Origin of the sequence: Actinocrinis puniceicyclus, assembly GCF_018283645.1 — a bacterium.
Lineage (GTDB): Bacteria > Actinomycetota > Actinomycetes > Streptomycetales > Catenulisporaceae > Actinocrinis > Actinocrinis puniceicyclus.
Map to the genome: position 1 here is coordinate 1 of NZ_JAGSXH010000213.1, position 5454 is coordinate 5454.

A 5454-nucleotide genomic window follows, 5' to 3' on the forward strand; every position below is an offset into this window, starting at 1 on the left:
GCCGAACCAGCCCACGCACCGCGGCCGAACGCAGGAACGGCCATACCCAGAAAGTCCACTACACGATCACGATCGCCGAGTCGAATCTACCCAAAGCGGACTGACCGGCCTTAACTTTAGGGCAGTGCCGTGCGGGCCGTATAAACGAGAATCAGGTGATTGTGTGCAGGGCCGAGAGCGACCGCCGATAGTGGCGCGCGTCGAGCGAGCCTGTCAGGACTCAGGGCAGTCTGCGCGTCATGGGGGTCGCTATTGCAACACCCCACGCCGTTGTGGTGTGTCAGAATGATGCCGTCTCGCGGACGTTGCGGACGCCGCTGAGATAGCCGCAGTGTGGCTAGTGCCCCGCTCTAGTCCCTGGTGGAAATCAGGCGATGGCTGCGGACGGCTTCCAATCTGGCTAGACCAGGGGAGCCGTGTGCCCAAGTGCGGCGCCGCGGCTCCGTGGCGGTGCTAGCGTGCGGTGGGTGTCCAACGGCAGGTGGCTCTCGCGGATCTACCGTGAGTTCGGCGTCGTCCAGTTCCCGATCGTTGACCTCCGCGTGCTCGCCGAGGGACCTACCGGGCGGCTGCGCAGGCCGAGTTGGCCAGACCCTATCGCGGGCGTCGAATTCGTGCGGGGGGTCGGTATGGTGCGAGATCGGCCGGGGGGCGCGATTCGCGACTGGTCGGGGGAACGCGCCTTTTGCGACGCGGCTGGACTGCTGCGGCTCCCTGAGCCTCATTTTCGACAGGCTGTCCGCCCGGGTTTCAGGCCCCTGGGACCGGAGGACGCGATCATGATGATCCCGTGTTACCGGCGGCTGTACAGCGACGGCTTGTCGACGCGGGTCGATGTCGCGTTCATCTCGCGGTGGCCCGATCAGACCTGGAGGTGCGCGTGGCGAAGAGACCTCGACTACCTGTCTGTACCGGTCGGACTGCCCTGGCGGGACGACGGCCCACTGCCGCTCGGGGCTGTTAGCCGCCAGTTGGCGCGGCGATATGCCGAGATCACCACTCGGCACGGCAGCGAGGTGCGGTACGACCTGGTCGAGGCGGGCACACCGATGGTTCTCACCGAATGGCACACCGACAAGGGGCTCCCGCCGGGCGCCACGCAACGCGACGGCGTCCATTTCCGCTGCCGCCCGGTGCGATTCGGGGATCAGCGGATGCCGTCTTGGGGGGTCACGTTCTCCCCGCATTGCGACGGCAACCGGGCGCGGCAGGTCCGGGGGAACCTTTGGCGGCTGCACACCGAGCGCGAGTCGCTGCGCGGGGCGATCCGGGTGTGGCGACGGGGCGACGTGGCGCTGGATCGTCAGCGCCTGCGGGACTACCTTGCGGAGCGGCTGAAGATCCTCAACCGCGAGCGCAGGGCCGGTGTCGAGCAGGTCCCGCTGCTGGACATAGCGCAGCGCATCGAGTCGCTCGCGCCGCCGGACGTGATCGACGACCTGCGCAGGGAATTGCGCCGCGAGAGCCTGGGCGTCCTCCGGTCGCTCGACCGCGTTATCGAGAAGACCATCGGCTACGACTACGCAGTGCCGGTCGACCCGAGCCTGCACATCCACGTCGAGCACGGAGGGCACATCACTATGAGCGCAGGCGACACCTACAACGTCCATGGCGGGGCATACGGAAGCACGTTTGGCCCTCACGCACAGACACACAACCGAGACTTTGCGATCACGCCCATCAGCAGCGAAGAGCTTCGTAGCCTGGCCGGCCACGTCTCCGAACTGACTGGTCTGCTCTCGGGCGAGCAACGGCAAGAGTTGATCCAAGCCCATGAAGACCTCGAACAGGCCGCCAGCACCGACGACCGGAGCCCTGGCAGGGTCCGCGCGGCCGCTGAGCGACTCATGCGCATCGCAGCGGCTGTGGGCACCGCTGGCGCCCCGCTGCTGGAGGCGGTCACCAAACTGCTCAAGGCGTCCGGCCTGACCTGACGAGGAGGCCACCGCGCACCTGGACCAACCCGTCAACTTGGCCGTACACCACCACGACCCCGTGGAGCGGGTACACACCAACCGGTCGCTCGCCTCCTCTCGGGACGGCGTGGCGATCACGTACGGGACGTGACCTTCGCCGAGGACGCCTCCCAGATGCGCACCGGCAACGCCGCCCGCATCATGGCCACCTGCCGCAACCTGGCCATCGGCGCACTACGCCTGGCCGGGGCCACGAACATTGCCGCCAGTCTGCGCCACAATGCCCGTGACCCCGCCCGACCCCTCACCCTGCTCGGCCTCATCTGACCGCGAAAGGGACATCACGCGCCTTTACCGAAGCCTTGGGCCGGCAGTGATGGGGTCTTGAGCATCGTCGCGGTGGCCTGCTCACTCGTGTATGCGGACTCGGACACGGTTGAGACTTTGAGTGGAGCACAACCTGACGGCCCGTCATGCTCGAGTCATGAGCTCTGACCCCGACGCCCTGGTGCGCGAGTGGACGCCTGGGGCCGAGGCGGGCGACACCGCGGCCATATCGGGCTCTATGCGTGACGTATCTGATGAAGCAGGACTGGGGCTGCCGAACCCTGGGCACAGCGTCTACTGAACGGCCGCCTCAGCGTGGTCGGAATGCGGTTTCTCGCGGACATCCGGGAGCAGCGCGGGGACCAGGCCGGAGCCCCAGGAGTGGAAGCGCCGCGCGGACCAGACGCAAAGCCGCATGCCCGCGGGGTTCCCCCTTGGAGCGACTGATCGGTCCGAGCGTCGAGCGCTTCGGGGAGGACCCCGATCCGCAGCAGGTGCGCGCCGCCGCGCAAGCTGGCGACGAAATGGCAATGACCACCCTCGGCATGATGCTGCTGGGCAAGGAACGCGACCGCAGCAGGCCGTGCGGTGGCTGACCCCGGGCGCCGAGGCCGGTGACACGCTCGCCATTGTCGGACTCTACATCGCCCTAACTGAACAAGGCGGCGACGACGACGCTGCTCGCTGGCGGGAGCGGGCCGCCGAGAGCGGCCAGAGCATACTGATGGCCGCCCTTGGCCACTTCGCCGCGCCAACCGGCGATCAGGAGAAGGCCCGCTCCGGGAAGGCCGAAGCACGGCAGGCCATGGCCGAGGAAGAGGACACCGGCCCGCACGCATAACAGCGAGCAACACGCGACCCAGCCCAATCCCTCGCTCCCGCTCAGCTGCGCATGAGCAGAAAACGGACATCACCCGACTTTGCCGAGGCCTTGAGTGGCATTGGACCTTGGTCACACTAATTAATGATAATCGCCGAGAATTGATCGTACGAGAAGTAGTGAAATTAACTCGTCGACCGTCTTTCCGAGTTTGCGGACGTTGGAAGAATTCTCGGCAAGCGGATGCAAAATGGTCTTGATATCAGCCATATCCACTCTCTCTTGTTCATCGGCGGTAAGTTCGGTAAAGCTGCCCTCAACAAGTCGGTCGATAACTTGGATGACCTCGTTTCGAGAGAGCGGCTGGAAGCCGATTAGCGAGTCGAATCGAGAGTAGAGAGCGTCGCCAAGCGCTTCGCGGATTTCTTTCTCCGAGCCGTAGTTGGAAGTGCAGATGATCAGCGATGGGCCAAGTTGCACACGGTAATTCTTGTCTTCGAAAACACCGCTGTCGAAGAATTGGTAGAATGCGCTATGAAAAACAGGATTCGCCTTGTCGAATTCGTCAATCAGAATAACTCCTGATTCCCGGTCGAGAAGGTCGTGAGCGAACGATGGCTCGGAGTGTGTTCCGCCGAACAAGTACGAAGCGAACTTGTCATTGTGAAACATGGAAAATTGCTTGCGCAGGAGCGTGCCACCGAGGAGGCTGTTGACGAACTGCGCAGTCTCTGTCTTGCCGACGCCTGACGGTCCGTAAAACATCAGCACAACAGGTTTGGTCCGTCGTTGAGTGGTGAGCGAGTAAAGCGCAGCCAGGAGTGTTTCCCTTACTGCCTTCTGCCCGACCAGGTGATTCTCGAAGCCGTCACGGAACTGAAGGAGCGTCTGTCGAGTTGCTGCAGGATATTCGTATCTCTTCACGGAAGTGGCAGGAAATGTTCGCTCCAATTGCGCTTGCACGTGAGCCGGCGGATTATGGAGAAAAACTTGCCTCGGGTTAATAGAGCGAATCAGTCCTGCGAAGTTAGTGATTACGTGCTCGTTCAGGCTCGCATAGTCGCTCGACTCTGCGACCACTCGTTTGGGTCGCTCCGTCTGCCTGCCGTCCGGCTCATCCTCGTCGCGGTCAGGTATGACGACTTTGAGCTGACGGAGCGTCTCGTCACGCGCGTAGACGATCTCCAGGAGGCTTTCATAATTCTGCTTTCCAAGCTCCCCCTCAAACCATGACGTTGGCCCATAATAGATGGCGATCTTCGTGTCACCCGACATGTTCAACGCCTGCCAAAAGCACGTCATACACGTCGAGGAGCGTTTTATCCGGTGCGACGGGGCCATCGAGCAGGTCCAGCGCTGTCACGGGTTCCGGACCGGTGTCGTGGGACATCTCGGCCTGCATGCCGAGCCCGCTTTCGGTCGTTTGCCCAACGACGATGCCGTGGAAAACGAGCCGCATCCGGCTGAGATCAGCGAGACCATAGTTGTTCCGGAACGCCTTGATGTTGAATCTCAGCACGCACTTCGAGCCGTTCGCCGCTTGCTCGCCAACCAGCTCGTAATAGCCCTTCGCGCCCTCAAGCGCCTCATCCAGTCGAGCCAAGTCGACGCCAAACTCCTCGGTCTTGGCGATGATCATATACGGCGTGTACATCTTCACGAACGCCATCGAGCCTTGAGGAGCTGTCACACGTAGGCCGCTCAGCCGCTTGACTCGATCGTCACCTTCGACCTGCGTCAGGTAGTCGGTAAGGATCGTGTTCGACAATGTCTTGCTCAGAATGCTCCGCCCGGCACTGGCTACATCGACCCCGGCGCCCGCCTCTGCGGAAACGCCAATGAACGGCAACCAGCTTAATTTCGCCGCTACGCTCGTCTCCACCCGCGCGTGCATGTCTTTCGTTCGCTCCCTGACCTGCTCGCTAGTCGTCGCGGCCTTCCCGCCAGCAGTGATGTCAAGGTAATCCGAAGCGGATTCCTCATCAAAGTAGACAATCTTGATCATCGACCTCCGTACACCCTCTTCGCTGGCCGCAGACATCGGTTCCGCCTCCACCCATAGCCTCTTGCAGGCACCTTCGTCGGTCGTACGCTGAGACAAATGTCGTGACAGGCATGCCTTCGGCACTGTCCACCGACGCACCTTCAATGCTCCGCGACGGCACCATTGCCCCGCGACATGAGCAGAGTACGCTGCGTCTGCATTCCAAAAATCGAAGCGCACCCGCGGTCGTCTAGTCATCTGGATCGAGAACCGTCTGATCGCAAACATTCACTGGGAAATCGGAGTGTGACGGTGTCCGCCTTGCGGTGACGCAGGGTGTGTGGGGTGTGGTGGGGCGTGGGTCGATCTGACGGCCGGTCATGTGGTTGGATCTGCTCGTGCCGGAT

General features: G+C 62.7%; 7 protein-coding genes. 5 read left to right on the forward strand and 2 right to left on the reverse strand.

Translation table 11 applies throughout. From position 1 onward, the window contains the following. Nucleotides 1–467: 467 nt before the first annotated feature. The 5 genes from KGA66_RS27840 to KGA66_RS27860 all read left to right on the forward strand — a co-directional run bounded on the left by KGA66_RS27840 (nt 468) and on the right by KGA66_RS27860 (nt 3084). Nucleotides 468–1934: a hypothetical protein gene (locus tag KGA66_RS27840; protein WP_211472369.1), complete on the forward strand. Its 1467-nt coding sequence runs from the start codon at nt 468–470 to the stop codon at nt 1932–1934. 129 nt (nt 1935–2063) lie between these two features. Next, nucleotides 2064–2243 (forward strand): hypothetical protein, encoded by a 180-nt coding sequence (locus KGA66_RS27845; protein WP_211472371.1) that lies wholly within the window; start codon nt 2064–2066, stop codon nt 2241–2243. Between the two features lie 157 nt (nt 2244–2400). Further along, a complete protein-coding gene (locus KGA66_RS27850; protein ID WP_211472373.1) occupies nt 2401–2544 on the forward strand; it encodes a hypothetical protein in 144 nt (47 codons plus the stop codon). Nucleotides 2545–2677: 133 nt separating this feature from the next. Then, nucleotides 2678–2839 (forward strand): hypothetical protein, encoded by a 162-nt coding sequence (locus KGA66_RS27855; protein WP_211472375.1) that lies wholly within the window; start codon nt 2678–2680, stop codon nt 2837–2839. Further along, nucleotides 2827–3084 carry a hypothetical protein gene (locus KGA66_RS27860; protein WP_211472377.1) on the forward strand — a complete coding sequence of 86 codons (258 nt, stop codon included), beginning with the start codon at nt 2827–2829 and terminating at the stop codon, nt 3082–3084. Before KGA66_RS27855 ends, KGA66_RS27860 begins: the two co-directional genes overlap by 13 nt. Before the next feature lie 120 nt (nt 3085–3204). Here the strand turns inward: KGA66_RS27860 and KGA66_RS27865 are convergent, their stop codons facing one another. Then, nucleotides 3205–4338, reverse strand: coding sequence for an AAA family ATPase (locus KGA66_RS27865; RefSeq protein ID WP_211472379.1), 1134 nt, complete (start codon nt 4336–4338; stop codon nt 3205–3207). Further along, complete coding sequence (locus tag KGA66_RS27870; protein WP_211472381.1) at nt 4328–5068, reverse strand: DUF6414 family protein; 741 nt, start codon at nt 5066–5068, stop codon at nt 4328–4330. Before KGA66_RS27870 ends, KGA66_RS27865 begins: the two co-directional genes overlap by 11 nt. Nucleotides 5069–5454 lie beyond the last annotated feature (386 nt).